The organism is Halomonas sp. ND22Bw (genome assembly GCF_003011945.1).
GTDB lineage: Bacteria > Pseudomonadota > Gammaproteobacteria > Pseudomonadales > Halomonadaceae > Halomonas > Halomonas halophila.
In genome coordinates this window covers 20,226-47,102 of record NZ_PXWD01000015.1, presented here as the reverse complement: position 1 = coordinate 47,102, position 26,877 = coordinate 20,226, and the positions used below count along the sequence as shown (strand labels likewise).

Below are 26,877 nucleotides of genomic sequence, written 5' to 3'. Positions count from 1 at the left end.
CCGCCGGGAGCGGGCCTAGCCCTGGGCATCGCTCGCCGACTTTTCGCACCAAACCTGGCCGAACGCGGCCGTTGGCCGGAACGCACCATCCGGGTGAGCGGCCGCGGCAACGAGCACTCATTGGGTGCATCGGCCTCGTGATAGGCCACAGGATGCCGCCCATCGGTGCCTTGAATTTCCTGTGAGCACGAAAAACGCGCCATTCTGGAACACGTCTTGCATCTCTCCAGCGCATTCCGTTCCCTTCATGCATCAAGAGAGATCATCCCGTGGATATCACCAGTGCTGTCGAGTCGCTGACCCAGAGCGCCAACACGTTATTCCTGCTGATAGGCGCCATCATGGTGCTGGCCATGCACGCCGGCTTCGCCTTTCTCGAGGTCGGCACGGTGCGTCACAAGAACCAGGTCAACGCCCTGGTCAAGATCATGACCGACTTCGGCGTGTCGGCCCTGGTCTACTTCTTCGTGGGCTACCAGATCGCCTACGGCACCCACTTCTTCCAGGGTGCCGAGGCGCTGACCGCCGGTCACGGCTACGATCTGGTCAAGTTCTTCTTCCTGATGACCTTCGCCGCGGCGATCCCGGCCATCGTCTCCGGCGGCATCGCCGAGCGCGCCCGCTTCTACCCGATGCTGTTCGCCGCCGCGGTGATCGTCGGCGTGGTCTACCCCTTCTTCGAGGGCATCGTCTGGAACGGCAACTTCGGGCTGCAGGCCTGGCTGGCCGCGACCTTCGGCGCCGGCTTCCATGACTTCGCGGGCTCCGTCGTGGTGCATGCCTTCGGCGGCTGGGTGGCGCTGGTGGCGCTGCTGCTGCTGGGCGCCCGTCGCGGCCGCTACCGCGGCGGCAAGGTGGTGGCCTTCGCCCCCTCCAATATTCCCTTCCTGTCGCTGGGCGCCTGGATCCTGACCATCGGCTGGTTCGGCTTCAACGTGATGTCGGCCCAGACGCTGGACGGCATCAGCGGCCTGGTGGCGGTCAACAGCCTGATGGCCATGGTCGGTGGCATCCTGGTGGCCATGGTGCTGGGCAGTAAGGACCCGGGCTTCATTCACAACGGCCCGCTGGCCGGCCTGGTAGCGGTATGCGCCGGCTCCGACCTGATGCACCCGATCGGTGCACTGATCACCGGCGGCGTCTCCGGCGCACTGTTCGTGGTGCTCTTCGAGTGGGCGCAGAACCGCGTCGAGCGGCTCGACGACGTACTTGGCGTGTGGCCGCTGCACGGGGTGTGCGGCGTGTGGGGCGGCATCGCCGCCGGTATCTTCGGACAATCGTGGCTGGGCGGCCTGGGCGGCGTCAGCCTGATGGCCCAGCTCATCGGCTCACTGGCCGGCGTGGCCGTCGCCGTGATCGGCGCCCTGGTGGTCTATGGCGCGATCGCCAAGGTGGCCGGCCTGCGCCTGAGCGAGGAAGAGGAATTCGACGGTGCCGACCTCAGCATTCACCGCATCGGCGCCACCTCGATGGACTGAGCCGGACCCGACGCCTGTCCGCACAAGCCGCGGGGCCCATCGGGCCCCGCGTTCTTTTGTGGAAGCCGTTCTGCGCCGCTCTCTTCCCGGCCCGACGCCTGCCGCTCCTATTCCTCGAGCGTCTCGCCGGAGCCGCCGAGCTCCGCCGGCACGTCCTTCATCTTCGGCAACCCGTCGGGAATGCGCAGCACCGATTCCTGGTAGTGCACGTGCAGCTGAGGCGTGAAGTCCAGATCGGGCAGCAGCGCCGTATAGACGTCGACCAGCCCTATGCCGGGATGCTCGGTCAGCACGTGCCCGCCGCAGTGGCGGCACCAGCGGCGTCGGCTGGCGGGAGTCTTCTCGAAGCTCTCCAGGGCGTCTTCCCCCCGGGTGATGCGCACCGCCTCCGGCTTCCATAGCGTGAAGGCGTTGACCGGGCCCGCCGACCAGTGCCGGCAGGACTCGCAGTGGCAATAGCCCATGGCCTCCGGCTTGCCCTCGACCTCGACCTGGACGACGCCGCAGAAGCAGCCGCCCGTGTGATATTCGCTCATTGCATGCCCCTCCCAGAACGCCTGACCTGACACTTTCAGTGTAGTGCGCCGCCGGTCTCGTCCTCATCACAACACCCTTACAGAACGCGCCCGCGAGTGGACCATCCACGCCCCAGCGCCTACACCTTGAACATGACCCGACCGGATACAGGGAAAGTCGAGGGCCGCGGCGCGCGGGGCGTGCTGCGTTTCCTGGGGCTGGTGGCGCTGGGCGGCGTGACCGGCGGCCTGGCGGCGCTGGCCGCCGTGGGCTTCGTCGGCGCCGTGGTGTGGCTCAATGACCTGCTGCTGGTGTCACCGCGCGGGCGCATGATGTTCGCCCACCCCGAGTGGCTGGCCGTGGCCACGGTGCTGGTGCCGACGCTGGGCGGGCTGATCGTCGGCCAGCTGCATCGCGCCATTCCCGAGGGCCGTCCCCATACGCCCGCTGACGCCATCGCCGCCGTGCAGACCCGCCGCGGTCGCCTGCCGCCACGCGCCGGGGCGCTGTCCGCGCTGTCCGGGCTGGTGTCGCTGGGCGCCGGTGCCTCCGTGGGCCAGTACGGGCCGCTGGTGCACATGGGTGCCAGCCTCGGCTCGGCGGGCGCCCGCCTGCTGCGGCTGGGCCGCTCCGAGGACAACATCACCATCGCCTGCGGCGTGGCCGCGGCCATTGCCACCGCCTTCAACGCCCCGCTGGCCGGCATCGTCTTCGCCCACGAGGTGGTACTGCGCCACTACGCCCTGCGCGCCTTCGCCCCGGTAGCGGCCGCCGCGCTGGTCGGCCATGTGATCGCCGCCGAGGTGCTCGACCGCGGTGCGCTCTTCCACGTCGAACAGCTCGCCATCCCCCGCCCCTGGGAGTTCGGCGTGTTTCTCGTCATCGGCGGACTCGGTGCGCTGGTGGCCGGGGCTTACATGCACGCCATCCTCGGCGTCGGCCGGCTGGCCCGGCGCCTGCCGCTGGCCGCCCCGCTGCGCCCGGCGCTGGCCGGCGCCGGGCTCGGCGTGACCGCGCTGTGGGTGCCCGACATTCTCGGCATGGGCCAGGAGACGCTGCGCTTCGCCACCATCGCCGGCGCCTTCGGCAGCGTGGAGCTCGCGGTGGTGATGGGGCTCAAGCTGGCCGCCACGGCGCTGTGCCTGGGGATGGGCTTCAGCGGCGGGGTGTTCAGCCCGGCGCTGGTGATCGGCACCCTGTTCGGGGCGCTGTGCGGCACGCTGGTGGGCCTGGCCGGAGCCGCCCAGGACACCTTCGTCTTCTACGCCATCTGCGGCATGGTGGCGGTCACCGCCCCGGTGATCGGCGCGCCGCTGACCAGCCTGCTGATCGTCTTCGAGCTCACCGGCAGCTACGCGCTGACCACCGCGGCGCTGGCCAGCGTGACCCTGGCCAGCCCCATCGCCGCCCAGCTGTTCGGCCGCTCGCTGTTCGACATCCAGCTGGTGGTCCGGGGGCTGGACCTGTCCTCGGGCCGCGGCCGGGCGGTGCTGGAGGACGCCCGACTGGGCGACCTGCTCAGCCAGGAGGGCGTGACGCTGCGCCCAGAGACCACGGTTTCCGAGGCCATCCACGCGCTGGGCCAGGCGGGCCACGGCGAGGCCTATCGGGTCGACGCCGACGGCCGCTACCGCGGCAGCCTGACCCTGGCCGACCTGGAGGTGATGCGCGAGCAGGACCGGGGCGACGCCCCCATCGCCGACTGCACGGCCACGCCGCGCCCGGTGCTGGGGCCCGAGGCCTCGATCTGGGCCGCCATGCGCCAGCTGCAGGAGATGACCGGCGAGGCCATCGCCGTGGTCGACGAGGACGACGTCTTCCACGGCGTGGTCTATGAGTCGAGCATCGCCCGGGCCTTCCTGCGCTACAGCGACGAGCTACGAAAGGAGGAGCACGGTGCGGGCTAGGCGAATACTGGCCGTGATGGCGCTGCTGTCCGGTCTCGCCGCAGGCGGCATGGCGCCGGGTCAGACAGGCCAGACGAGCCCTGCGACCGGCACCGGGCCGCTGACGGTGCTGAGCTGGGGCGGCGCCTACGAGCGCGCCCAGCGGCGCGCGCTGTTCGCCCCCTTCACCGAGGCCACCGGCATCCCGGTCGCGGTGGAACGCTACGACGGCGGGCTGGAGGCGCTGCGCCGCGCGGTGGCCGAGCGGGACGTGCCCTGGGACGTCATCGACATGACCCGCAGCGAGGCCATGGCGGCCTGCGAGGCGGGGCTGCTTGAACCCCTGCCGGCCGATCTCGCCGCCCCGGCGCCGGACGGCACGCCCGCCGAGCGCGACTTCATCGACGGCGCCTTTGGCGACTGCAGCCTGACCCACTCGGTGTTCGCCACCGTGGTCGCCTACCGCACCGACGCCTTCCCCGGCCGGCGCCCCACCGAGATCGCCGACCTGTTCGACCAAGATCGTTTCCCCGGCCCTCGGGCGCTGCAGCGTACGCCCTCGGTCAATCTCGAATGGGCCCTGCTGTCCTACGGCGTGCCCCGCGAGGAGATGTACCGGCTACTCAGCACCCGCCGCGGCCTGTCGCTGGCCTTCGCCCGGCTGGCGGGGCTCGAGGACCTGCGCTGGTGGGAGACCGGCAGCACGCCGGTCGAGCTGCTGCTCGACGGCGAGGTAACCATGGCGTCTGGTTACAACGGGCGCTTCTTCGACGCCATGGCCCATCGCGACGCGCCGATCGCCATCCTCTGGGACGGCCAGGTCCAGGAGCACGAGGTGTGGGCGATTCCTCGCCACGCCCCACACGCCGAGGCGGCACGCCGCTTCATCCGCTTCGCCACCGCCAGCAAGCGCCAGGCGGCGCTGACGCGCTACATTCCCTACGGGCCGTCACGCCACAGCGCCATGCAGGGGGTCACCACCCATGCCGACAGCGGCGTCGACATGCGCTTGCACCTGCCCACCCATCCGCTCAACGCCGGCGGCGCGGTGATCAAGGACGAAGCCTGGTACGCCAGGACCCGGACGCGCATCGGCGAGCTCTTCCGCGCGGCGCTGCCGGCCGAGCCGCCCACGGAGGACTAGCACACTCCGAGGGCACGAACGCCGCGTCAATCACGACGGCCTGGGCTTTCCCCGCGACGGGGCAAACGACTGGCCGCGCTAAAGCCCGGCGGGCCGAGGCCGATAATGCCTGGTCATAACACGTCCAATAACCGCCCCTCTTCCTATCAATGATTATCGCAGGATTAGAAAGCTCCATGACGAGTCTGACGACAAGCGCTCGCCTCGACGCGAGCCAGGCCCCCGCCGTATCGCAGGGCGCCCGCACTCCCCAGGCGCGCCGGCCATGGCCCCTCAAGCGCAAGCTGTGGCTGACGCTGGGACTGATGTGGCTGGTGATGATCGGCATCGTGATCAGCATGGCCTGGCAAAGCCGGGCCACGATGTTCGAGGAACGCCAGCATTCCCTTTCCAACACCATCGGCATGGTGGACACCCTGCTCGAAGGCTACGCGACACGGGTCGAGACCGGCGAGCTGAGCGAGGATGAGGCGAAGACCCGGGCCTACGCAGCGCTGGACGCGATCCGCTTCGGCGACGCCCGGGACAACTACGTCTTCGTCTTCGACGCGGATTCGCGCCTGATCTATCACCCTCGCCGTGACCCGGGTACGGACATGTCGTCCTACGAGGACCCCAACGGGGTCGGGGTGTACCGCGAGCTGGCAGCGCTCGCCCGCGACGGCGGCGGCTACCTGCCCTACGCCTCACGCGATGCCAGCAGCGATGCGCTGTTTCCCAAGCTGAGCTACGTCGAGCGCTTCGCGCCCTGGGGCTGGAACATCGCCGCCGGCGTCTACACCCACGACATCCAGGCGGCTTTCCTCGGCAAGCTGGGCCAGTATGCCCTGGTGCTGCTGATTGCCGGCGGCTTCCTGACCGCCGCCTTCCTGGTGGTCATCCGCAGCGTGTATCGCACCCTGGGCGGCGAGCCGAGCGAGGCCGAGCGCGTCGTGGAGCGCATCGCCGAGGGCGACCTGACGCACGCCACTCCCCTGCGCGATGACGACCGCCACAGCCTGATGTACGCCATCGAGCGCATGCGACTCGAGCTCGCCGCCACGATCACCCGCATCCGCCAGGCCGGGGAAGCCATCGACCAGGGCGCCAGCGAGATCGCCAGCGGCAACAACGACCTGTCATCGCGCACCGAGCAGCAGGCCGCCTCGCTGGCGGAAACCGCCTCCAGCATGGAGGAGCTGACCGCCACCGTGCGCCAGAACGCCGACAACGCCACCCAAGCCAATACCCTCTCGGAGGAGACCACCAACTCGGTGGAAAAGGGTCAGGACGTGATCGGCCGCGTGGTCATCACCATGGGAGAGATCCGCGACAGCTCGCGCAAGGTGGCCGACATCATCTCGATGATCGACGACATCGCCTTCCAGACCAACCTGCTGGCCCTCAACGCCTCCGTGGAGGCCGCCCGTGCCGGCGAACAGGGCCGCGGTTTCGCGGTGGTGGCCAGCGAGGTGCGCAATCTCGCCAGCCGCAGCGCCGAGGCGGCCAGCGAGATCAAGACGCTGATCGAAGGCTCGGTGGGCCACGTCAACGACGGCGCCGAACTGGTCGACCAGGCCGACCGCGCGATGGGCGAGATCCGCACCAGCGCACAGCGCGTCAACGACCTGATGGCCGAGATCTCCGCCGCCTCTCAGGAACAGTCGGCGGGCATCGAGCAGGTCAACCAAGCGGTGACCCAGATGGATCAGGTCACTCAGCAGAACGCCGCCCTGGTGCAGCAGGCGGCAGGGGCCGCCGGCTCCCTCGAGGGGCAAGCCAACGGGCTCTACCAGGCCGTGGTCGGCTTCCGCGTTCCCGAGAACGCCTGACGGCCACGCCGGTCACCGCCGCCAGCCTCACGGCGGTGACCGGCGCTCTCCCCGGGTATCATGGCGAAGGCGTCTCGCCTATGCTGAGCGCCTTTCGCCATCCAGGGGAGACCGCCATGATCTGGGACCAGCACGAGATCCGCCTTGCCCCTCGCGCCCGAGGCTTTCACCTGATCACCGACGAGATCACCCGTCAGCTGCCGGCGCCCTCCGCCGCGTCCACAGCCGCCGACGACTGAAGGCATGGCCTATTCCCACCAGGCCTCGAAGCTCTGCGACGCGTCCCGGGACAGGCGCACCGGCTCGCCGATCACGGGCGTCAGCAGGCGGTAGTCCCGGCCCTCGCTCGCCGCACTGATGCGCTGCATGGGCTCGTCCCAGGCATGGCGCGCCAGGGTGAACTTGCCCACATGGGCCGAGATCAGCGCCCTGGCACCAAGCCGGTCGGCGGCGTCGGCCGCCTGCTCGGGCGTCATGTGGATGTAGGGCCAGCGCGCGTCGTACTGGCCGTGGTCGAGCGACACCAGATCGAAGCCGTCGAAGCGCTGCGCGATCTCCTCGAAGTGCGGGCCATCGCCGGTGTCGCCGCTGAACAGCAGGCGACACCGCGGGGTTTCCAGCACGAAGCCGGTCCACAGCGTCCGGTCACGCTTGAGCAGGCGGCCGGAATAGTGGCGCGCCGGAATCAGATGCAGGGTCGTGTCGCCGTCCAGGGCGATGGCATCGAACCAGTTGCCCTCCGAGATGCGATCGAAATCGAAGCCCCAGCCCTCGAAGTAGGCGCCCACGCCGAGCCCGGTGATCACGCGATCCACCCGGCCCTTCAGCGCCATCACGCTGGGGTAGTCGAGATGATCCCAGTGGTCGTGGGTGATCAGCAGCACGTCGATGGGCGGCATGTCCTCGGCGCCGTAGCCGTTGGTACCGGCGAAGGCCCGGTTGACGAAGGGCACCGGCGCGGCGCTGTCGCTGAAGACGGGATCTATCAGGAAACGCTTGCCGCCGAGCTGCGCGTAGTAGGAGGAGTGCCCCAGCCAGACCACGATGTCCTCGTCGACGTCCAGCGCACGCAGATCGGTGTCGAGGGCGGGAATCGCCCGCTCGGGCCGCAGCCGCTCGCTCTTGTCACTCAGGTTGCCGATCAGCACGGACGCCATCGACGCCTCCTCGGCGAACATCGGGGTCTCGACCCGGTTGTGGAACCCCTCCTCGCCGTAGTGATCGGAGGCCTCCAACGTCGCCAGATGCTCGCACGACGGCAGCGTGCCGAACTTGGGGTGCTGCAGATAGGCCCAGAGGCCCGCCACCACCACCCCCGGCACGATCAATAGCCACCACATTCGTTTTCTCCCCTGTCCTGCCATGACATGACCACCCTGTCGTTTCCGATGAATCAATCGCCCGACTCGCATTCGCCCGATCCGAATTTGCCCGATACAAAAAAGGGCCGCCGGGTTTCCCCGCCGGCCCTCTCGATACGCCGCGCCCGAATGCTTACTCGGCCATCTCGATGCGCGTCGCCAATGGCCCCTTGGCGTCGAGCGCCGCGGTGCTGCCCTCGATCCGGCCCAGACGCACCAGGCCGCGGGCGTAGCCGAAGTCGCGATAGAAGATCGCCAGGTTGCCCCAGGGCGCGTAGAGGGTGATGTCCCCCACCTCGGGATCGATGCCCTCCGGCTCGCCCTCGGTCGGCAGCGTGCCGGGCAGGTCGGCGATCTTCTCGATGGCGTGATAGTCCTGGAGGTTCAGCTCCAGCGGCAGCATGTCCGCGAAGGCACTGCCGGCCGGCGTGTCGTTCAGAGTGGCGGCCAGGGTCTGGCCTTCCACCACGAGTCGTATCTTCATGCGAGTCTCCGTTGGCGAGGCGCCGTCGGCGAAGGCCGCCGCCACGCCCGACAGGGTGACGACGGCCATCGCGGCCCGCAGGGCGAGGCGCCGCATGGCGTCAGCGAACCGTGTAGCCGCCATCGACGGCCAGGGCATGGCCCATGACGAAGGTGGAACCCGGGCCGCACAGCCACAGCACCGGATCGGCGATTTCCTCGGCGGTGCCCAGGCGGCGGGCCGGCACCTGCTCCATCAGCAGGTCCATGGCCGCGGTCTCCTGTTCCTTCATGCCGGCCACCATCGGGGTGTCGATGATGCCGGGGCAGACCGCGTTGATGCGGATGCCCTGATCGGCATACTCGAGCGCCGCGGTCTTGGTCAGGCCGTGCACGCCGTGCTTGGCGGCGTGATAGGCGCCGCGGCCCGGCACGCCGACGAAGCCGCCGAGCGAGGAGCAGTTGACGATGGCGCCGCTGCCCTGCTCGCGCATCTGGCGCAGCTCGTACTTCATGCACAGCCACACGCCGCGCAGGTTGATGCCGTTGACCCGGTCGAACTCGTCGCTCTCGAGATCCGCGGTCTCGGTGGCGATCGACTGCACGCCGGCGTTGTTGAACGCGGCATCCAGCGCGCCGAAGGTCTCGACCGTGCGCTCGACCATGGCCTTCACCGAGGCCTCGTCGGTCACGTCGCAGGTGATGGCCAGGGTCCGGGCGCCGCTGGCCGCGAGCTCATCGGCGGCGGCCTGGACGGCATCGCCGTCGATATCGGCCATCCCGACCGCCGCGCCGGCCGCTGCGAAGGCTTTGGCCGTCGCCAGCCCCATGCCGGAGGCGGCGCCGGTGACGAGGGCGACCTTGCCCGTGAAATCATGACTCATGTCTGTTCTCCCGAGGTGAAGCGTGGATGAATAACGTCATGCTACGCCGGGCCGGCGCCGACGATTAGCCCGCCCAATCCGAAAGCACTAATGACTGACACTCATCAGTCTCGCGCAATGGCCACCACCAGGGCACCCAGCAGCGAGAAGCCCGCCGACAGCACCACGGCCTGATCCCAGCCGGTCACCAGCCCGGCCATGCCGTCGACCTCCTCACCGTGGGCGATCAGCACCGCGCCCAGGGTGATGCCGATGGCCGAACCGAGATAACGAGCGGTGTTGTTGGCGCCGCTGCCCATGGCCGTGCGGCTGGCCGGCACGCTGGCCACGGCCTGGCGGCCCAGGGCGGCATTGAGGATGCCGTTGGCCGCACCCGCCAGCAGCAGGCCCGGCAGGAAGCGCAGCGCCGAACTGTCGGGCTCGGGGCCGAACAGCATCAGCTGGGCCGCGGCGCAGGCGACGAGACCGCCGATCATCATCGCCCGCGGTGTCAGGCCCGCCGGCAGCCAGCGCGCCGAGAGCGCCGTGACCACGCTGGTCAGCGACCAGCCCAGCAGCACGAAGGCCGCCGCCAGCGCACCGGTGCCCATGAACCGCTGCAGCAGCGTCGGCACCAGGGTCATCAGGGCGAGAATGCCCGCTCCCGAGGCGAAGGCCGCCACGGTCGCGCCCACGAAGTCGGCATGGCGGAACAGCGACAGGTCGAGAATGGGATTGCGGTGCCGTTTCTCGACGATGACAAAACCGGCAAGCAATGCCACGCCCGCGGCGGCCAGCAGCAGCGGCAGGGGGCGTGCCCAACCGATGCGCAGCTCGGTGAGCGCGGACATCAGACACGCCAGGCCGCCGACCAGCAGCAGGCTGCCGAGCCAGTCCACGCGATCGCTCGGGCTGGCCTCGGTGTCCGGCAGCCGGCGGCGCCCCAGCGCCAGCAGCGCCACGGCGAGCACGGCGGTGCCGACATAGGCGGCCCGCCAGCCTCCGGCCATGGTCAGCGCCGAGGCGAAGATCGGCCCGCTGGCCACGCCGGCGCCGAGCCCGGCGGCCCAGATGGCCGTGGCGCGAATGCGCTCGTGCGTCTCGGCGAACACCTGGCCCAGCAGCCCCAGGCCACAGGCGAGCACCGCCGCGCTGCCGACCCCCTGTATCACCCGCGACAGGATCAGCGTCAGGCCCTCGGGCGCCAGCGCGCCCGCCAGCGAGGCGGCAAACATGATCGCCAGGCCCCACAGGAATACCAGGCGTCGGCCGTGATTGTCCCCCAGGGCGCCGGCGCCCAGCAGGCCGGCCGCCGCCCCGAGTGGCATGCCGCTGAGGATCCAGGCCTGGGCACCCGGCCCGGCGGCCAGCGCATCGGCGGTGGGCGCCAACGTCGTCAGCGGCGCGGTGAAGATCATCAGGGCGAGCATCGTCGCCCCGGACACGATGGTCAGGACGAGCGCCTTGTCGGCGCCCGCCTGTCGTTCAGCCAGTTCCATTACGGCGTCTCGCCGCCGTACTGCTCATCGGTGACCGGTTCCATCCAGGTGACGTTCTCGCCGTTCTCGACCTGCTGAATGGCGATATGCGTGACCGCGGTGGTGTCGGTAGCGCCGTGCCAGTGCTTGACGCCCGGCGGGCACCACACCACGTCGCCCGGCTCCATGAGATGCTTTTCCTCGCCCTCTTCCTGGACCCAGCCGGCACCGTCGATCACCACCAGCACCTGCCCCGCCGGATGGGTGTGCCAGTTGGAACGAGCCCCTGGCAGGAAGGTCACCTTACCGCCGTTGACGGCGAAGGGATCCTCGTTGGCGAACACCGGCTCGATGTAGGCGCTGCCGGTGAACTTGTCGTCCGGGCCAATGAAGCCGTCGCGCGTGCCGTTCTTGATGACTTCCATGCTCTGGGCGAAGACGCTGGTCGATGCCAGCGCCGCCGTCAGGGCGATAGCGCTAAATCGGATCATGCTGTGTCTCCTTGCTTGGCATTGTGATGGTCAGGCGGCCGAATGGCCGCGGTGCTGCGCCCGGCCGTTCCTGGCCGGAGTGCCCCCGCCATGGCGGGGCGCTCGGTCACGCCGAGGCGGCAGCGGAATACCGCCCCGGCGCTGGATGATGGGGGATCAGGACACGGATTCGGCGCGCTCGACGTCATGCCGCAGCCAGACGACGTCACCCGACAGCGGCTCGCAGGCGGCCAGCAGCAGGCGCTGCCCCGCGGCGGGCCGGCTGCCGGCGGGGCCGGCATGCTCGACGATGGACGCTTCCCCGGCCAGGCCGTCGAGCGCCGGGCAGATCAGCGTGCTGAAGGCGTCGATGAGCCCCGCGGCGAGGAAGGCGCCGTTGGTGGTGCCGCCGCCTTCGAGCAACAGATGCGAGACGCCGAAGGCCTCGCCGAGCGCATCCAGCGCCGAGGTCAGGCGATCGCCGTCCGGGCCGGCGAACAGGTAAGACACGCCGGCGACACGCAGACGCGCGAGGGCGGCGTCCGTGACCCGCTCGGACAGGATCACCACCGCGTGATCGCCCTCGATATGGTCGGCGTCGAAGCGCAGCCTGCCGGCCGGGTCGATCGCCACGCACAGGTCGCGCCCGCCACGCTCGGCCAGATGATTCGGGCGCGTCATCGGGGCCTCGAGGCGCTCGGGATCGGCGTCCTGGTCGACGAATTCCGCCATGGTCCGGCGGCCGACGATCCAGCCCTCGGCGCCGATCCGGCCGGCCGCCGCCTCATAGTGGGTGCCGACGAGGTCGTCGATGCGATCGTCGCCCGGATCGCTCCAGCGCGCCGGGTGCAGTCGACCGTCGAGGGAGGTGATCATGTGGCAGGTGATCCTGGGACGCATGGCGGCGCTGACCTCACTGGTCGTCAAGAAAGACATCGGCACGATAGCCCCCGATCCTAGTGGGGCCCCGATCATCGATAAATCGCTATCGGCCGTTAGCAGTTATGAGCCTGCATCATCAATGCCCGGCGGACCTCAGCGACCCAGGCGCTCGAAGCGATAGACCAGCTCGGGCCCGCCAGGCTGGCCGTAGGCGAGCTCCGCGGTGACCATGGCGAAGGGCTCGACGAAACGGGCCGTGCGCAGCGCGCCGGCGTCGAGGGGCTCGTAGCCGACGTCCTCGATCAGCTCACGGGCCACCGCCTTGGCGCCGGCATCGTCGCCATAGTAGAGCAGCTGCGGCCGCGGCGAGGCGTCGTCGCGGGCCTCGAAGACGCCAAACAGCGCCTCGCTGGGCGAGGTGTTGAAGGCCGCGACCAGCCGCGCCCTGGGCAGACGCTCGGCGAGCTGTTCCAACCCCGACGTCGTGGTGCCGACCACCAGGTCGCGGTCCTGCGCGTCGAGGGGCACACAGCAGTTCACCACCACCTTGCCGGCGAGATCACCGGCCTGGGCCAGCACGTCCTCGACCCGGGACCAGTGCACCGCCAGCAGCACGGCATCGGCGCCGTCGACGGCCTCGGCCGGCGTGCCCGCGCGTGCACCCGCGTCCCGGGCCAAGCGCTCGAGCCGCTCCGGACGGCGCGAATAGCTGAACGTCACGTCATGACCGGCCCGGGCCCAGATCGTGCCGAGCTTGGCTCCCATCAGGCCGGCGCCGAGTATGCCGATCTTCATCGCGACTTCTCCTCACTCGTGATGGCCTTATAGGTCTGCGACCGTAGCAGCCCGTCAGTCGATGAGTAAGCTGTTACCATCGAATAGCAATTATGAAAGGTACTCATCAATGCTGAGAGAGAACGTCACCGACCTGATGTCCTTCGTGGTCGTCGCCCGGGTCGGCAGCTTCACCCGCGCCGCCGCGCAGATCGGCGTGTCCCAGTCGGCGCTGAGCCATGCCGTGCGCGGCCTCGAGGGCCGCCTGGGCGTGCGCCTGCTGACGCGCACCACGCGCAAGGTGACACCGACCTCGGAGGGTGAACGCGTGCTCGAGCGCATCGCCCCGCACTTCACGCAGATCGAGGAAGAGCTCGAGGCGCTGGTCGAGATGCGTGACCGCCCCGCCGGCACCATCCGCATCACCACCACCGACCATGCCGCCAACAGCGTGATCTGGCCCAAGCTATCGCCGGTGCTGAAGGACTACCCCGATCTCAAGGTCGAGGTCGTCACCGATTACAGCCTGACCGATATCGTCGCCGAGAAATTCGACGCCGGCGTGCGGCTGGGCGAACAGGTCTCGGAGGGCATGATCGCGGTGCGTATCGGGCCCGACTTTCGCATGCTGGTGGTCGGATCGCCGGGCTACTTCGAGGGACGCACCATCCCGCAGGCCCCGCAGGAGCTGACCGACCACGACTGCATCAACCTGCGCCTGCCGACCCACGGCGGCCTGTACGCCTGGGAGTTCAAGAAGGGCGAGCGCGAGCTGAAGGTCCGCGTCGACGGCCAGTGCACCTTCAATACCATCTATCCCGTGGTTCGCGCCGCGCAGGCCGGCTACGGCCTCGGCTACGTACCGGAGAACCTGGTGCGCGAGGACATCGACGCCGGCCGCCTGGTGCCGGTGCTGGAGGACTGGAGCCCGCCCTTCCCCGGCTACTTCCTCTACTATCCCCATCGTCGCCAGTCCTCGCTGGCCTTCCGGGTCATCGTCGAGGCGCTGCAGCATCAGGAATGAGATGGCCATTGATGAGCCAGTTTCATAACAGCTACCGGGCATCAGGATTGCGACTCAAGGCGGGGCTTGCCATCTTGGAGTCAGCTTGACCGACCGTGCCTCCACGGCCGCGCCTAACCATGACAAGGAGATCCCCATAAACTCGTACCCGCTTCGCTGCTGTCGCTGGCCGTTGCGGCGGCCGTCGTCCTGCCCGCCCAGGCGAACGAACGTGCGGCCGATCCATCGTCGGAAGCCCCCACCGCCGAGGGCGTCGCCTCCGTGTCACCGGCCCTGGCGGCCTACACCGAGGATCTGCTGCTGGGTGAAGTGTGGGAGCGTGAGGGCCTCTCGACCCGGGATCGCAGCGTCGTCTCCCTGGCGGCCGTGATCGCCCGCAACCATCGGGTCGAGATCCGCGCCCAGCTCGAGCATGCCCTCGACAACGGCGTCGAGCCGGCGGTGATCTCCGAGACCATCACCCACCTGGCCTTCTACACCGGCTGGGGCAATGCCATGTCGGCGGTCACCGTCGCCCAGGACGTCTTCGCCGAGCGCGGCATCGGCGCCGACCGGCTGCCCTCCGCCGACCCCGAGCTGCTGCCGCTCGACGTGGAGGCCGAGGAGGCCCGCGAGGCAAGCGTCGAGGAGACCTATGGCGGCTCGTCCGATGGCGTGCTCCAGTACACCACCGACGTGCTCTTCCGCGACCTCTGGCTGCGCCCGGCCCTCAGCCCACGTGATCGCAGCCTGGTCACGGTCAGCGCACTGATCGCCGCCGGCAAGATCGAGCAGGTCGGCTTCCACCTCAACCGCGCCATGGACAACGGCCTGACGCGCGGCGAGGCCTCCGAGATGCTGACCCAGCTGGCCTTCTACGCCGGCTGGCCCAACGTCTTCTCCACCTTGCCGGTCGCCAAGGAGATCTTCGCGTCACGCGCCGAGTGACCCCAGCCATGGCCACTGCGCTGGCCGTGCTAGCCTGAATCCCTGCGACATGACAGCCAGAGGAGAAGAAGAATGGTGACCCTGACGATCAACGGTCAGCAGCATGACGTGGACGTGCCCGAGCGAATGCCCCTGCTCTGGGCGCTGCGCGACGTGGTGAACCTGCCCGGCACCAAGTTCGGCTGTGGCATGGGCCTGTGCGGCGCCTGCACGGTGCATCTGGACGGCCAGGCCACGCGCTCCTGCATCACGCCGATCTCCGCCGTCCAGGGGCGCGAGATCACCACCATCGAGGCACTGGCCGAGGACGCCACCGGCCAGCGGGTCCAGCAGGCCTGGCTGGACCTGGGCGTGGCGCAGTGCGGCTACTGCCAGGGCGGCCAGCTCATGAGCGCCACGGCGCTGCTCAAGCAGACCCCGGACCCCAGCGACGAGCAGATCGTCGAGGCCATGAGCGGCAACATCTGCCGCTGCGGCACCTACCAGCGCATCCAGCAGGCGATCCACCGCGCCGCCGGCCACGAGGAGGAGCAGGCATGAGTGACACTCGCGACACGCTGCTGCTGGCCAACGTCAGCCGCCGCCACGTGCTCAAGGGCCTGGCGGCCACCGGCGCGCTGGTGCTCGCCGCGCGCTGGGACCTGGCCCTTGGCCAGGAGGAAGAACAACAGTACGGCGCCGACGCCATGCCCCACGGCTGGGTGGACAACCCCAACGTCTTCCTCCACATCGCCCCGGACGGCACGGTCACCGTAGTCAACCATCGCGCCGAGATGGGCCAGGGCATCCGCACCAGTCTGGTGATGGTGGCCGCCGACGAGCTGGGCGCCGACTGGGAGCGCGTCCGCGTCGAGCAGGCGCCGGGCGACGAGGAGACGTACGGCAACCAGAACACCGACGGCTCGCGCAGCATGCGCCACTGGTTCGATCCCATGCGGCGGGCCGCGGCGTCGGCGCGCACCATGCTCGAGCAGGCGGCGGCCGCCCGGTGGGAGGTGCCGGCCGGCGAGTGCCGGGCCGGCGTCCAGGTGGTCGTCCATGCGCCCAGCGGCCGGGAGCTCGGCTTCGGCGAGCTCGCCGCCGCGGCCAGCCAGCTGCCGGTTCCGGAGCGCGACACCCTGCGCCTCAAGTCCCGCGACGAATGGCGCTACATCGGCCAGCTGACCGGCCCCACCCGCGAGCTTAGCGGCGACGCAGTCGACCGCCCGCTGGCCATCGACGGCGAGGACATCGTCCAGGGCCGCGCCGTATACGGCGCCGACGTCCGCCGGGACGACATGCTGTTCGCGGTGATCGCCCGGCCGCCCGTGTACGGCGCCCGGCTCGCCAGCGTCGACGACGGCGCCGCCCTGGAGGTGCCCGGCGTGCAGCGCGTGGTGACAGTCGAGGGCACCGGCCAGCCCGCCGGCTTCCAGCCGCTGGGCGGCGTGGCGGTGGTGGCCGACAACACCTGGGCGGCCATCGAGGGGCGCAAGGCGCTGAAGCTCGAATGGAACCTCGAGCCCGCCGGCAACAACGCCGACTACGACTCGGCGGCCTATCGCGAGACCCTGGCGGCGGCCTCGCGCTCGCCGGGCAAGGTCATCCGCGACCACGGCGATATCGAGGCCGCCCTCGGCGACGCCGAGACGCGTGTCGAGGCGACCTACTTCATGCCGCACATGGCCCAAGCACCCATGGAGCCGCCGGTGGCGCTGGCCCAGGTGGTCGACGGACACGCCGAGATCTGGGCGCCGGTGCAGAATCCCCAGGCCGCGCGCGAGGGAGTCGCCAGCCGGCTCGGCCTGCCCGTCGAGAACGTGACTGTCCACGTGACCCTGCTCGGCGGGGGCTTCGGCCGCAAGTCCAAGCCAGACTACATCTTCGAGGCCGCCAGCCTGGCCGGCGAATTCGAGGGGCGACCCGTGCGCCTGCAGTGGACCCGCGAGGACGACATCCACCACGCCTACTTCCACGCGGTATCGCTGGATCGGCTGGAGGCGGGCCTGGATGCCGACGGCAAGGCGGTCGGCTGGCGCCACCGCACCCTGTCGCCGAGCATCGGCTCGCTGTTCGCCGAGGACCCCGAGCACAAGCAGGCGTTCGAGCTCGGCATGGGCTTCAACACCCTGCCCTTGGACATCCCCGCCATCCGCCTGGAGAACCCCGAGGCCGAGGCCCACGTGCGCATCGGCTGGTTCCGCTCGGTGTTCAACCTGCCCCACGCCTTCGCCATCCAGAGCTTCGCCGCCGAGCTGGCCGAGGCCGCCGGGCGCGACCACCGCGACTACCTGCTCGAGCTGCTCGGCCCGGCGCGCCGGATCGACCCGCGGGAGATCGGCGAGAGCTGGAACTACGGCGAGAACCCCGAGCGCTACCCGATCGACGTCGGCCGGCTGCGTCAGGTGATCGAGACCGCCACCGCGGCGGCCGAGTGGGATCGCGAGCGCCCCGCGGGCCGCGGCCTGGGCCTGGCCGTGCACCACAGCTTCGTGTCCTACGCCGCCGTGGTGTTCGACGTGGAGGTCGGGGATGGCGGCGAGCTGACCATTCACAGCGCCGACATCGCCTTCGACTGCGGCCCCCAGGTCAATCCCGAACGCATCCGCGCGCAGATGGAGGGGTCCTGCATCATGGGCATCGGCATCGCCCTGCAGAGCGAGGTCACCGCCAGCGACGGACGCATCGAGCAGGACAACTTCCACCAGTACCAGGTCCCGCGCATGTCGAACGCGCCCAAGGAGACCCGCGTGCACCTGATCAACGACGATCCCGAGGTCGCCATGGGCGGCGTCGGCGAGCCGGGGCTGCCGCCGGTGGCGCCGGCGCTGTGCAACGCCATCCACGCCGCCTCCGGCAAGCGCATCCGCCGCCTGCCGGTGGGCAATCAGCTGGCGAGCTGACACGCCCACGGCATGGGCCCTCTAGCGAGGGCCCATCCGTCCTTCCCTCTTCGCTGGCCCCGAGCCATCGTGCACGGTGTCACGGACGCCACACGACAAGGGGCACGCCACCGGCGTGCCCATGCTCTCGACGTCGGCTCTTCAGGCCGAAGACTCCGTCGAGATGATCGTCGAAGAAGGCATCCAGCCGCTCCCACGTAATCGGGTCGACGTGATCATCGATGATCGACGTGACCGGCACCGGAACCCGGCGGCGGAGCCGCGATCCACTAACAAGCCACAACGGTGGCCGATATCGATCACCCGTCACGGGCCCTCTCCACTCTACTGCGACAGGGACAGCGCCTGATGATCACCCGCCGCACCTTCCACCGGCTGGCTCTCGCGGGCCTCGCCGCGCCGCTGACGGCACGCTTCGCCACGACGGCGTTCGGCCAGCGGGACGACCGCCTCGACCGGGCCCTGGACGGCCTCGACCAGCTGCACTCGCTCCAGGTCCAGCGCGGCGGTCGACTGCTGGTCGCCGAGGCACCGCGGGGCCCCGGACTCGACGCGCTGGCTCCCATCAAGTCGTGCTCGAAGAGCGTGGTGGCGCTGCTGCTGGGCACCTGCATCGCCGAGGGCGAGATCCCCTCCGTCGACAGCCGCCTGATCGACGTCGCGCCGGGGATCGTGCCCGCGGACGCCTCCGAGGGCGTCGAGGACATCACGCTCGAGGACCTGGTCACGCTGCGCGCCGGGCTCGAGAGCACCTCGGGAGAAAACTACGGCGCCTGGGTGGCCTCTTCCGACTGGCTGGACGATGCCCTGACCCGCCCCATGGTGGCGTCGCCCGGCGGCCGGATGATCTATTCGACCGGCACCACCCACGTGCTGGGCGCCGCCCTCGCCGAGGCCTCGGGACAGAGCCTGCTCGACCTGGCGCGCCGGCGACTGGGCGCGCCGATGGGGTTCGAGATCCCGCCCTGGGTGCGCGACCCGCGGGGCTACTATCTCGGCGGCAACGGCATGGCGCTGACGCCGCGGGCCATGCTGTCGATAGCTCGGATGATCTGCGACGATGGTCGCGTCGACGGCCGGCAGGTGATCCCCGCCGACTGGCTTCGTCGCTCCCTCGAGCCCCGTGCACGCTCGCCCTATTCGGGCATGGGCTACGGCTATGGCTGGTTCCTCACCGACAGCGGCTACGTGCTTGCCCGAGGCTATGGCGGCCAGATCATCGCCGCGCATCGCGAGCGCGACCTGGCCGTCGCCATCACCTCCGACCCGAACCGGCCGGCGCGCTCGGCCGGCTATTTCGGCGAGCTGATGCGGCTGCTGGAGGGCCCCGTCCTGCGCCTGGCCGACGGGGACCTCGCCTGAGCGCTCGGTCGCTCAGCCGACCTTGAGCAGCCGGCGGCCGCTGCCGATCAGGAGCAGCGACAGGGCGGAGAGCGCGACGCTGCCGAGGAAGGTCGCCTGGATGTCGAAGTGGTCCAGCAGCGAGCCGCCGAAGGCGGCGCCGAGCAGGATCGCGGCCTGGATGGCGGCGACGACCAGGCTGCCGGCGGCCTCCGGGGCGTCGTCCAGGTTCTGCGACAGCCAGGCCATCCAGGCGATCGACATCACCGTGTTCATGGCGCCCCAGATGGCGAGCAGCACCGCCACTACGACCGGCCGCTCGCCGAAGCCGAGCAGGCCGAGCGTCACCAGCCCCATCAGCAGCGGCACCGCCTGCAGCAGCCGCACGACATGCCGATTGGCGAGCCGCCCCCCCGCCCAGGTACCGAGGAAGCCGGCGCAGCCGAGCACCAGGAACATCGCCGTGAGCATCGTCACGTCGACGCCGGTCACGCCCTCCAGGAAGGGACGCAGATAGGTGAACATCGCGAAGGCACCGGAGAAGCAGAACACCACCGCGGCGATGCCCCTGGCGAAATAAGGGCGCTTGAGCACGTCCATCAGCGAGCGGAAGGTCTGGCGCTGGTTGGCAGGCAGCGGCGGCAGGGCCGCCCACTGCCAGATCAGATTCACCGCCACGATCGGCACCAGTATCCAGAACACTCCTCGCCAGCCGATGATGCCGCCCAGATAGCTGCCGATCGGCGCGGCGAAGGCGGCAGCGATGGCCTGGCCGGTGTACATGATCGCCAGCGCCCGGGCGACGTGCTCGGCGTCCACCAGACGCATGATCACCGCCGTCGCCAGCGACCAGAAACCGCCGATGCAGAGGCCCAGCAGCGCGCGGGACAGCATCAGCACGCCGAAGCTCGGCGCGGACGCCATCAGCGCCAGCGAGATCAGCATCAGGGTGGTGATGGTGAGCAGCACCCACTTGCGGTTAAGGCGCCCGGCCAGGGTGGTCATCAGCAGGCTCGCCGCCACCGCGAAGAAGCCGCTGATCGACACCGCCTGGCCGGTCTGGCCCTCGGTGGCGCCCAGGCCGTCGGCGATGGGCGTCAGCAGGCTGACCGGCATGAACTCGGCGGCGATCAGCGTGGCGACGCACAAGGACATGGAAAACACGGCGCCCCACGCAGCGGTCTGCTGCGCGGGCGACAGGGTCGAGGACCGGGCGGTCATGGAGATTCCTTTCCTTGGTGAGATGCGAGGCCCGCCACGCTACCGGCCGCCTGCGCCGCCCACAATCGTCTCCGGCTCATCGCACCCATGAATCTGACGCATGGATGAGCGGATGATGGCGGCCGATCGAGCGGATAAACTCGCCGTTCATGCTAGGGGATTCATCGATGAAGCGCGAAACACTGGGCGACCTGACCGTCTTCATGCACGTCGCGGAGCAGCGCAGCTTCACCCGCGCCGCCGTGCGGCTGGACATCTCGCAGTCCGCCGTCAGCCATGCGGTGCGACGGCTGGAGGCCTCCGTCGGCCTGAGGCTGCTGCATCGCTCCTCCAGGCACGTCTCGACCACGGATGCCGGCGAGAAGCTGCTGGCCACGCTGCGCCCCGGCTTCGGACAGATCGAGGCACGCCTCGAGGAGCTGCGCCATCTCGGCGACTCGCCCAGCGGCCGGGTACGCCTCACCGCCAGCAAGGCCGCCGCCCAGACGCTGCTGATGCCGGTGCTGTCGCAGGTCGTGCGCGACTACCCGGAGATCGAGATCGAGCTGAACCTCGACCCGCACCTCTCTGACCTGGCCGGCGACCGCTTCGACGCCGGGGTGCGACTGGGCGAGTACGTCGGCCCCGACATGATCGCCGTGCAGGTCGGCCCGCCCCTGCGCATGGCGGCGGTCGCTTCGCCCGGCTATCTCGCGACCCGCGGCGTGCCCCACCACCCCGACGACCTGGACGCCCACGACTGCCTGTCGCTTCGCTTCAGCCCCCACGCGCCCGCCTACGAGTGGGAGTTCGAGCGCGGCGAGGAAGAAATCGTCAAGAAGGTGGCCGGCCCCTTCGTGTTCAGCGACAGCGGCGTGTGCATCGAGGCCGCCAGGGCCGGCCACGGCATCGCCTTCGTGACCGAGCCGGAGGTCAGCCAGGCGATCGAGGACGGCAGCCTACGTCGGATGCTGGCGGACTGGTGCCCGCCCTTCGACGGCTATCACCTGTTCTACTCCGGCCGCCGCCAGGTCAGCTCTGCCCTGCGCCTGGTGATCGATCGACTGCGCTATCGCGAGTGAGGTGCGGGCCGCGATCGGCGCCCATTCATCACGCCTGTTGATGACCGATATCGCCGCAGACACGTTCCCTGGCGCAGAACGACGTGCACCGTGGGGTAGGCTCCCTTACCCGCATTCAGGAGCACGAGCCCCATGGGCGTGAGCTACGATGTCTCCGGCAAGGTCGCCCTCGTCACCGAAGCCGCCTCCGGCATGGGCCTGGCCACGGCCCGGGCCTTCCCCTCCCGGGCCCGCTCATGACACCACCGCGGGCCTGGCGCGTTCTTCTTTAGCCCTTTCTACTCCGGTCCTGTTCCCGGGTATGATGGCGGAGGCGTCTCGCCTATGCTGACCGCCCTTTCGCCATCCAAGGGGAGACCGCCATGATCTGGGACCAGCACGAGATCCGCCTTGCCCCTCGCGCCCGGGGCTTTCACCTGATCACCGACGAGATCACCCGTCAGCTGCCGGCGCTGGCCGAGCTCGACGTCGGCCTGCTGCATCTGCAGCTGCTGCACACCTCCGCCTCGCTGACCCTCAACGAGAACGCCGACCCGGACGTGCGCCACGACCTGGACGCCTTCCTGCGCGACCTGGTGCCGGGCGACCTGCCCTACTTCAGGCACACCATCGAGGGGCCGGACGACATGCCCGCCCACGTGGCGGCCAGCCTGCTCGGCACCCAGCTGACCCTGGCGATACGCGACGGTCGACTGGCTCTCGGCACCTGGCAGGGACTCTATCTCGGCGAACACCGCGACCACGGTGGCAGCCGGCGACTGGTCGCCACCCTCAACGGTCGCCAGGGCTGACGAGTCGCTGTCATCGACCCAAAACCTCATTGAAAATCAAAAAGCTATGGGCAACCCAAGGCTTTCCGATTCGCCACGCCCTTGACGCGCATCAAGGGCGCTGCCGGCCGCTGGCACTATGCTCCGGAAACAGGGCCGGACCACGCCATCCCGCTGTTTTTTCCTGCCGGCCCGACAGGAGAGACGCCATGCCACGCCGTTACGTTCATCGCACGCTGTTCACGCTGCTGGCCGCCGCCACGCTCGCCAGCCCGCTCGCCATCGCCCATGGCGGCCATGCTCAGGACCGGGACCCCGGCGCCTCGGGCGGCTACGGCCCGTGTACGGGCCCCGGCATGATGGGCGGCTACGGCCAGGGCACGGGACCCGGCATGATGGGCGGCTACGGCCAGGGCATGGGACCCGGCATGATGGGCGGCTACGGCCAGGGCATGGGGCCCGGCATGATGGGCGGCTACGGCCAGGGCATGGGGCCCGGCATGATGGGCGGCTATGGCCAGGGCATGGGGCCCGGCATGATGGGCGGCTATGGCCAGGGCATGGGGCCCGGCATGATGGGCGGCTACGGCCAGGGCATGGGGCCCGGCATGATGGGTGGCGACGGACCGGGCGTCGGCCCCGGTGCCTGGGCGCTGATGGACGACGACCAGCGTCGTCAGGCGAAGACCCTGATGGAGGAGTTCCATCGTCAACAGGCCGAGCGCGGCGGCGAAATGATGTCGCTGCGCCAGCAGCTGTTGAGGCAGAGCCAGGCAGGTAGCGACTACGATCCGCAGGCCGTGGCCGACGCCAGGACCCGCATGTCGGAGATGCAGCAGCAGATGTGGCAGGAACAGCACCGGCTTCAGCAGTCGCTGTTCGACCTGCTCGACGAGGAACAGCGCCGCCGGCTGACGCGTCCGGCACCCTGAGCGGGCAGACGGCTACCATGGGCTGATACGCACGCCGTCGCGGACTATGCTTGAAGTCAGGAAGACACGCCTGCCAGGCAGGGAGGCGCGGCAATCGATGGCTCGGCCCGCGAGGCCGAAGGAGAGCACGTCATGGCCATGCCGATGACGATCAGGGAGTACCTCCGCGCCTGCGACATCGACTATGAGGAGGTCACTCACCCACACGCGGTTTCCACCAGCCGCATCGCCGAGATGTCCCACGTCGGCGGCCACCAGATGGCCAAGGCCGTCATGCTGCACGGCGACCAGGGATATCGCGTCGCCGTGGTGCCCAGCACCCGGGATGCGGACCTGGAGAAACTCTCACAGCTGTTCCATGAGCACTTCGAACTGGCTTCCGAGGAGGAGATCCAGCGCGAGTTCGACGACTGTGACCCCGGCGCGACCATCGCCGTGGGCCAGGCCTATGGCCTGAAGGTCTATCTCGATGACCAGCTTCGTCACCAGCCCGATATCTACTTCGATGCCGGCGACCACGAGACGCTGGTGCACATGAGCGGCAACGAGTTCGAGCGCCTGATGACCGGCAGCCGGCACGGCGCCTTCAGTCGCCCCCACTGAGTCGCCGTCACGCGACACGACAATCGGCCACGCCCCTTGGGGCGTGGCCGATTCATGTGGGCTCGAAACGGTGCTCGCTCAGGCGCTGCGCACGTACTTGATGAAGGGTGTCAGCGCCCCGACCCGGTCGTAGAGACGACGCGCCGGCTCGTTGAACTCCTGGGTCATCCAGTAGATGTCCGTGACGCCGTCCTCACCGGCCTGGCCATGGACGCGCTCGATCAGCCGGCGCCCCAGCCCCTTGCCGCGATAGCGGGGATCGACGAACAGGTCCTGCAGGTAGCAGACCGGCCCCAGCTTCCAGCAGTGCGCGTGATAGAGGTAGTGGACGAGCCCCGCGAGGGCCGGCGTCTCCTGCCCGTCGGCCTCTCGCACGTCCACCACGAAACACCCGGGCTCACTCTCGCCGACGGCCAGCAGCCGCTCGAAGGTGTGATCGTAGACGGCCTCGGGAAGCTCGGTGTCATAGAAGGCCAGGTAGTCCTGCCACAGGCGTGCCCATTCCGGCTTGTCGCTCATCTGGAGCGGGCGGATCAGGCAGGGGGAATCGGACATGAGCACTTCCTTGTCGGTCTTGTCTGTCTTGTCGGGCGCGATGTTCTTCATGGCGGGTCGATGTCGTTATCGTTGTACACGCCCGAGGCGCGACGGCTCAGCGCGTCTCGAGCAGCAGATTGCGTGGCGTCAGTTCGCGTTCGCAGAAGGTACCGAGGCGCACCCGATAGCCGGCCTCGACCAGTCGCCAGGCTCGGTCCAGTACCAACCAGACCTCGAGCGGCCGACGAAACAGATGGCGCACCAGTTCAAGACGCTCCACCTCGGCCTGGCGCCGCCAGCCGGCGGTCTCGAAGGGGGCCCAGTCTACCTCCTCGGGCAGTGTGACACCCTTGCTTTCGGCCGCCCAGCGGCAGAAGCCGGCGAAGTCGCCGGGAAGCCTGCCGTAGGCGCAACTGGGCACGGGAAGGTATTCATCGCGGCCGCGCACCTCCCGCTGCAGGCGGTCGAAGCCCAACCGCCAGGCGTTGGCGCGCCGACGATGTCGCCGTACGCCCTGCGGTGCCGTGACCGTCTCCTGCACCGCCATGGCCAGGTCCTCACGCGATAGCGTCAGGCCGTGCTCGGCCATCAGTGCCCTGCCCCGGTTCGACAGCGCACGGTAGTCGACGGCCTCGGTGCGGTGATAGCAGCAGGGCGCCAGCGTCACCGCCGCGCCGCGCTCGGCGGCCAGCTCGAGCAGCCGGGCGTGCAGGTCGCCGCAGGCGTGCAGCGCCGCCACGCGCCGGCCCGGCGCCAGCCAGTCGCCGGCGCCTTCGGCCAGCACGTCCTGGCGGTAAAGAGTCACCGGCTGACCCTGGCGCTCGGCCAGGACCTGCCCCGCTTCGCACAGCGACGCCTGCCACTCCAGGCCGGTGACCGGCCGGCCGTCCCGCCGGGCCAGGGTCCGCGACAGGTGGCCCTTGCCGGCGCACCATTCCAGCAGCGACTCGTCGTCGTCCGATGCCACGCAGCCGGCGAAGGCCTGGATCTGACGCCACTTGCGCGCGCCGATGCCCTCGCCCCAGCTCGCCGGCAGCGCCTCTTCGCCAGAAACCAGATCCGGCAGGTCGACCGCCTCGGCCAGCGCATCGACCGGCAACCATGCCGCCAGCGGCGAGGCGTCGAAGGGCCTGGCCTGGAGGCGCTCGGCCTCGTCGTCGGACAGAGCCAGCAGCGCCTCGGCGAGCCCCGGAGCACGCTCGCCCCAGGGCACGCCACGGTGCTGGAAGGGCAGCGGCCGCCATAGCGCCTGCCATTCGGCCAGCCGCTCGGTCAGCGCGTGGAAGCGTGCCTCGAGGGCCGGCTCAGATGGCATTGCGCAGGCCGAGCTCGTAGGGATGCGGCTGCAGGTAGGACTGAGCGCGGATGTAGTCGGAACCGTGGCGCTGGATATAGTGATTGAGCAGCCGCATGGGCACTGCCAGCGGCACCTGCTGGAGGCGATATTCCTCCACCGCGGCCAGCAGATCCTGGCGGGTGTCGCCGTCCAGTGCGCGCTTGAGGTAGCCCATCACGTGCATCAGCGCATTGGTATGGGACTTGCGGGTGGCAGGCTGAGACAGCGCCGCCATGAAGCGCCGCAGATAGTGGGTCATGGCCTCTTCCAACGGCACGTCATGCGCCTCGCCCAGGTAGCGCCCCAGCTCGCGATAGGTCTCGACGCGATGGGCCATCAGCAGGAACTTCTGGCGGCTGTGGAACTGCAGCAGGGCGTGACGGCTGGGAGAGGGTTCCACGCTACGCTTCCAGTCGTCCAGGGCGTAGACCCGGGTGATGAAATTCTCACGCAGCACCGGATCGTTGAGCCGCGCCTCCTCCTCGAGCGGAAGCTCCGGATAGTCGCGACGCATGGCACGCACGAAGGCGCCGGAGTCGGCGTGGCTGGGCATGCCGTTGGGATGGTAGACCTTGACCCGCTCGAGCCCGCAGGTCGGCGAGCCCTTCATCAGCACGAAGCCGCGCAGGTGACGATGCGCCTCGATGAAGGACTCGCTGACCTCTTCAAGGCGCTCGGTGACGTCAAGCGAGGCATCGACGGTGCCCTTGACCCGCGGCGTCTCGCCGACCTTGCCGACCAGGCGAATCGGTTCCCGGGGCACGCCCAGGCCGGCGGCCAGCTCCGGGCAGAAAGGCTCGAACGCGAAGCGCTCCGCGAGCACCTGCAGGCAGTAGCGGGACCGCTTGTGGCCACCGTTGTAGCGCACTTCCTGGCCGGTCAGGCAGGCGCTGATACCGACCGGAATGCCCTCTTGCGGATGCGACGTCATGACGAGCCTCCTTGGCCCTGGCGGGGATGCAAAGGTGAATGCGCACAGGATAACGCCGCGCTCCTCGCCTCGCGAGTGCGGCCGGGATGCCCTGAATCTCACGCCGTTAAGCCTTCCTTAAGCCTGGCGCGCCAGGCTGTCGCCCACCCGTGGGGCCGCCCCGTTGCGCGACGCATCGCATTAGCCG

The 26,877-nt window shown here is 69.5% G+C and carries 27 protein-coding genes; 14 read left to right on the top strand and 13 right to left on the bottom strand.

Going from position 1 to position 26,877, the window contains the following annotated elements; translation table 11 throughout:
- The first annotated feature begins 269 nt into the window (after window positions 1–269).
- Window positions 270–1,478, top strand: a complete 1,209-nt coding sequence (locus tag CVH10_RS15285) for an ammonium transporter (RefSeq protein ID WP_106489147.1) — start codon at window positions 270–272, stop codon at window positions 1,476–1,478.
- Window positions 1,479–1,585: 107 nt separating this feature from the next.
- Here the strand turns inward: CVH10_RS15285 and CVH10_RS15280 are convergent, their stop codons facing one another.
- Window positions 1,586–2,014 carry a GFA family protein gene (locus CVH10_RS15280; RefSeq protein ID WP_106489146.1) on the bottom strand — a complete coding sequence of 143 codons (429 nt, stop codon included), beginning with the start codon at window positions 2,012–2,014 and terminating at the stop codon, window positions 1,586–1,588.
- Window positions 2,015–2,110: 96 nt separating this feature from the next.
- On the opposite strand from CVH10_RS15280, the gene CVH10_RS15275 reads away from it, so the two are divergent.
- From CVH10_RS15275 to CVH10_RS26540, 4 genes are all read left to right on the top strand, one after another.
- Window positions 2,111–3,901, top strand: a complete 1,791-nt coding sequence (locus CVH10_RS15275; protein ID WP_369335822.1) for a chloride channel protein — start codon at window positions 2,111–2,113, stop codon at window positions 3,899–3,901.
- A complete protein-coding gene (locus tag CVH10_RS15270; RefSeq protein ID WP_369335821.1) occupies window positions 3,891–5,024 on the top strand; it encodes an ABC transporter substrate-binding protein in 1,134 nt (377 codons plus the stop codon). The genes CVH10_RS15275 and CVH10_RS15270 overlap by 11 nt, the downstream gene beginning before the upstream one ends.
- A 176-nt stretch (window positions 5,025–5,200) precedes the next feature.
- On the top strand, window positions 5,201–6,835 hold the full coding sequence (locus CVH10_RS15265; protein WP_106489143.1) for a methyl-accepting chemotaxis protein: 1,635 nt from the start codon (window positions 5,201–5,203) through the stop codon (window positions 6,833–6,835).
- Between the two features lie 116 nt (window positions 6,836–6,951).
- On the top strand, window positions 6,952–7,074 hold the full coding sequence (locus tag CVH10_RS26540; RefSeq protein WP_369335820.1) for a hypothetical protein: 123 nt from the start codon (window positions 6,952–6,954) through the stop codon (window positions 7,072–7,074).
- 9 nt (window positions 7,075–7,083) lie between these two features.
- Here the strand turns inward: CVH10_RS26540 and CVH10_RS15260 are convergent, their stop codons facing one another.
- The 7 genes from CVH10_RS15260 to CVH10_RS15230 all read right to left on the bottom strand — a co-directional run bounded on the left by CVH10_RS15260 (window position 7,084) and on the right by CVH10_RS15230 (window position 13,146).
- Window positions 7,084–8,175, bottom strand: a complete 1,092-nt coding sequence (locus CVH10_RS15260) for an MBL fold metallo-hydrolase (RefSeq protein ID WP_219924712.1) — start codon at window positions 8,173–8,175, stop codon at window positions 7,084–7,086.
- Between the two features lie 154 nt (window positions 8,176–8,329).
- On the bottom strand, window positions 8,330–8,680 hold the full coding sequence (locus tag CVH10_RS15255) for a cyclophilin-like fold protein (RefSeq protein WP_106489164.1): 351 nt from the start codon (window positions 8,678–8,680) through the stop codon (window positions 8,330–8,332).
- A gap of 100 nt (window positions 8,681–8,780) precedes the next feature.
- Entirely contained in the window at window positions 8,781–9,542 is a 762-nt protein-coding gene (locus CVH10_RS15250; protein ID WP_106489141.1) for an SDR family oxidoreductase, read from the bottom strand.
- Window positions 9,543–9,646: 104 nt separating this feature from the next.
- Window positions 9,647–11,020: an MFS transporter gene (locus CVH10_RS15245; RefSeq protein ID WP_106489140.1), complete on the bottom strand. Its 1,374-nt coding sequence runs from the start codon at window positions 11,018–11,020 to the stop codon at window positions 9,647–9,649.
- Window positions 11,020–11,490: a cupin domain-containing protein gene (locus CVH10_RS15240; protein WP_181244420.1), complete on the bottom strand. Its 471-nt coding sequence runs from the start codon at window positions 11,488–11,490 to the stop codon at window positions 11,020–11,022. The genes CVH10_RS15245 and CVH10_RS15240 overlap by 1 nt, the downstream gene beginning before the upstream one ends.
- A gap of 156 nt (window positions 11,491–11,646) precedes the next feature.
- Window positions 11,647–12,396, bottom strand: a complete 750-nt coding sequence (locus tag CVH10_RS15235; RefSeq protein ID WP_219924711.1) for a dihydrofolate reductase family protein — start codon at window positions 12,394–12,396, stop codon at window positions 11,647–11,649.
- 108 nt (window positions 12,397–12,504) lie between these two features.
- On the bottom strand, window positions 12,505–13,146 hold the full coding sequence (locus CVH10_RS15230) for an NADPH-dependent F420 reductase (protein WP_106489138.1): 642 nt from the start codon (window positions 13,144–13,146) through the stop codon (window positions 12,505–12,507).
- A gap of 109 nt (window positions 13,147–13,255) precedes the next feature.
- Between CVH10_RS15230 and CVH10_RS15225 the strand changes: the two genes are divergently transcribed.
- The 4 genes from CVH10_RS15225 to CVH10_RS15210 all read left to right on the top strand — a co-directional run bounded on the left by CVH10_RS15225 (window position 13,256) and on the right by CVH10_RS15210 (window position 17,958).
- A complete protein-coding gene (locus tag CVH10_RS15225; protein ID WP_035599222.1) occupies window positions 13,256–14,149 on the top strand; it encodes a LysR family transcriptional regulator in 894 nt (297 codons plus the stop codon).
- 261 nt (window positions 14,150–14,410) lie between these two features.
- Window positions 14,411–15,076: a carboxymuconolactone decarboxylase family protein gene (locus CVH10_RS15220; protein WP_369335819.1), complete on the top strand. Its 666-nt coding sequence runs from the start codon at window positions 14,411–14,413 to the stop codon at window positions 15,074–15,076.
- A 72-nt stretch (window positions 15,077–15,148) separates the two neighbouring features.
- A complete protein-coding gene (locus CVH10_RS15215; RefSeq protein ID WP_035599216.1) occupies window positions 15,149–15,616 on the top strand; it encodes a (2Fe-2S)-binding protein in 468 nt (155 codons plus the stop codon).
- On the top strand, window positions 15,613–17,958 hold the full coding sequence (locus CVH10_RS15210) for a molybdopterin cofactor-binding domain-containing protein (RefSeq protein ID WP_106489136.1): 2,346 nt from the start codon (window positions 15,613–15,615) through the stop codon (window positions 17,956–17,958). Before CVH10_RS15215 ends, CVH10_RS15210 begins: the two co-directional genes overlap by 4 nt.
- Window positions 17,959–18,037: 79 nt before the next feature.
- Here CVH10_RS15210 and CVH10_RS25340 read toward each other — a convergent pair whose 3' ends face one another.
- Window positions 18,038–18,268 (bottom strand): hypothetical protein, encoded by a 231-nt coding sequence (locus CVH10_RS25340; protein WP_146142940.1) that lies wholly within the window; start codon window positions 18,266–18,268, stop codon window positions 18,038–18,040.
- A gap of 38 nt (window positions 18,269–18,306) precedes the next feature.
- On the opposite strand from CVH10_RS25340, the gene CVH10_RS15205 reads away from it, so the two are divergent.
- Entirely contained in the window at window positions 18,307–19,320 is a 1,014-nt protein-coding gene (locus CVH10_RS15205; RefSeq protein ID WP_035599210.1) for a serine hydrolase, read from the top strand.
- A 12-nt stretch (window positions 19,321–19,332) separates the two neighbouring features.
- Here CVH10_RS15205 and CVH10_RS15200 read toward each other — a convergent pair whose 3' ends face one another.
- The gene (locus CVH10_RS15200) at window positions 19,333–20,520 is read right to left on the bottom strand and encodes an MFS transporter (protein ID WP_106489135.1); all 1,188 of its coding nucleotides are present in this window, start codon (window positions 20,518–20,520) and stop codon (window positions 19,333–19,335) included.
- Window positions 20,521–20,687: 167 nt separating this feature from the next.
- Between CVH10_RS15200 and CVH10_RS15195 the strand changes: the two genes are divergently transcribed.
- The 4 genes from CVH10_RS15195 to CVH10_RS15175 all read left to right on the top strand — a co-directional run bounded on the left by CVH10_RS15195 (window position 20,688) and on the right by CVH10_RS15175 (window position 23,886).
- Window positions 20,688–21,581 carry a LysR family transcriptional regulator gene (locus tag CVH10_RS15195; protein WP_035599204.1) on the top strand — a complete coding sequence of 298 codons (894 nt, stop codon included), beginning with the start codon at window positions 20,688–20,690 and terminating at the stop codon, window positions 21,579–21,581.
- Between the two features lie 362 nt (window positions 21,582–21,943).
- Window positions 21,944–22,372, top strand: a complete 429-nt coding sequence (locus tag CVH10_RS15185; protein ID WP_081945893.1) for a secondary thiamine-phosphate synthase enzyme YjbQ — start codon at window positions 21,944–21,946, stop codon at window positions 22,370–22,372.
- 188 nt (window positions 22,373–22,560) lie between these two features.
- On the top strand, window positions 22,561–23,283 hold the full coding sequence (locus CVH10_RS15180) for a hypothetical protein (protein ID WP_106489134.1): 723 nt from the start codon (window positions 22,561–22,563) through the stop codon (window positions 23,281–23,283).
- A gap of 132 nt (window positions 23,284–23,415) precedes the next feature.
- Window positions 23,416–23,886: an aminoacyl-tRNA deacylase gene (locus CVH10_RS15175; RefSeq protein ID WP_035599958.1), complete on the top strand. Its 471-nt coding sequence runs from the start codon at window positions 23,416–23,418 to the stop codon at window positions 23,884–23,886.
- 78 nt (window positions 23,887–23,964) lie between these two features.
- On the opposite strand, the gene CVH10_RS15170 is transcribed toward CVH10_RS15175, so the two are convergent.
- The 3 genes from CVH10_RS15170 to CVH10_RS15160 all read right to left on the bottom strand — a co-directional run bounded on the left by CVH10_RS15170 (window position 23,965) and on the right by CVH10_RS15160 (window position 26,690).
- On the bottom strand, window positions 23,965–24,441 hold the full coding sequence (locus CVH10_RS15170) for a GNAT family N-acetyltransferase (protein WP_035599963.1): 477 nt from the start codon (window positions 24,439–24,441) through the stop codon (window positions 23,965–23,967).
- Between the two features lie 97 nt (window positions 24,442–24,538).
- Entirely contained in the window at window positions 24,539–25,738 is a 1,200-nt protein-coding gene (locus tag CVH10_RS15165) for a methyltransferase (RefSeq protein ID WP_106489133.1), read from the bottom strand.
- On the bottom strand, window positions 25,728–26,690 hold the full coding sequence (locus CVH10_RS15160; RefSeq protein WP_035596872.1) for a DUF1722 domain-containing protein: 963 nt from the start codon (window positions 26,688–26,690) through the stop codon (window positions 25,728–25,730). The genes CVH10_RS15165 and CVH10_RS15160 overlap by 11 nt, the downstream gene beginning before the upstream one ends.
- Between the last annotated feature and the right edge of the window lie 187 nt (window positions 26,691–26,877).